Origin of the sequence: Candidatus Protochlamydia sp. R18, assembly GCF_000648255.1 — a bacterium.
In the GTDB taxonomy this organism is placed as follows: domain Bacteria; phylum Chlamydiota; class Chlamydiia; order Chlamydiales; family Parachlamydiaceae; genus Protochlamydia; species Protochlamydia amoebophila.
Genome location: NZ_BASL01000633.1, coordinates 1 through 1,398, shown reverse-complemented (window position 1 = coordinate 1,398; position 1,398 = coordinate 1). Strand labels below are relative to the sequence as shown.

Sequence of the window (1,398 nt, the reverse complement as noted above, 5' to 3'; positions counted from 1 at the left end):
TCTTGGGATGCAAAAAGGCCAGTAGAGGGGTCATACTTAATTCAAGTAAGTTTGTTTATTAAAAAATGGTCTCCATGGCTTGATTATGCGTTTTGGGGTGCCCATGATCAATATACATTTAAAAAAAAATTATCTAAAGCAAACTTACAAGTCTGTCAAAATATTGTTGAGGTTCTAAAAGGCAATAAAGCGAACGGATTCCGAATTCGTGTAATAGCGAAAGATAATGCTTCTTTAGAGCAATTTAGAACGTTGCATATTTCTGCTACAGATCATACTACACATAAAGTTAGTGCAACCGCTTTCGAAAATATATTCATTAACTTAGAAATTGCTGGACTTTCTCAAATTACTTTACCCGATGAACGTCACTTGCGTTTATGCTCACCAACTTCTACAACTGCTGTAATACGGTTTTTATCAAATTCTTTGAATCTCTCACCGCTTGAATTTGCAGATACCGTTATAGACTCTGCATTCGATATATATGGGAGCTGGATTTTAAACACTGCACAAGCTTCCCACAAACTCGGAAATCCTTGGAATTGCTTTGTAGCTCGCTTTACAAATTTTAATCAAATTGTTGATCAATTACGTAAAGGATATCCTGTTGTAGTAAGCATAAAAGGACCATTAAAAGGCAGTGCTCTTCCTTATGAGTCAGGACACCTATTAGTGGTGAAAGGGTATGATTCAAAAAAACAAGAAGTATTTTGTATGGATCCAGCGTTTTCTACAAATGAGTTAACCCATGTCACATATGCTTTGGATGATTTTCTAGTAGCTTGGGGTAGACGAAAAGGAATCGTTTATGTTTTTGATCAGTAAGATTTTAAATCAAATCTTCATAAGTAAACTATTTTTCTGTCCTATCATCTGTGAATCTTTGATTTTAAGTAATTGCTTATTCAATTGAAGGAGGTTAATAAACTGAATTTTGGGTTTTTAGGCAGCCATTAACAACAGGCAATGCTGCTCTGCTAAGTTTATAGATGGCTTTTTAGGTTGATGAGTATAGGCAGGTAATCCTAGCTATGAGTATAGGCAGGTAATCCTAGCTAATAATTAATTAAAAAATTTTCGGCGTTTCTGTGGCGTGTCTGTTCAAATTGAAAAATATTTTTTAATTGATCATTTTCTGTTTAATGCGTTTATTATGGCAAATATCTATCGATATAGAATCAATAAAAGCAATTCGTGTTATTTCGACTTTTTTTGTCTAAAAGGTAAGCAAATAAAGGAATAAAGAGATTCTTCTTTAAATAAACAAAGCGGCTAGTACTCATTAACTTTGGAAATTTTTTAACTAAGTATTTAGTAACATAACCATAAAAGTGCTTAGATAGTGTAGTCACGAGAAATAAAATAAATGCTTAAATGTGCTACTCTTCTACGCTC

1 protein-coding gene and 1 pseudogene are annotated in these 1,398 nt (G+C 33.3%); one reads left to right on the top strand and one right to left on the bottom strand.

The genetic code is table 11. The features are described 5' to 3' along the window. Nucleotides 1-828, top strand: an 828-nt coding sequence (locus tag TY19_RS02825; protein ID WP_042279983.1) for a peptidase C39 family protein, incomplete at its 5' end; no start/stop codon positions are given. A 117-nt stretch (nt 829-945) separates the two neighbouring features. On the opposite strand, the pseudogene TY19_RS12630 reads toward TY19_RS02825, so the two are convergent. Continuing rightward, a pseudogene (locus TY19_RS12630) lies at nt 946-1,340 on the bottom strand (hypothetical protein); the annotation flags it as partial. Nucleotides 1,341-1,398: the final 58 nt, after the last annotated feature.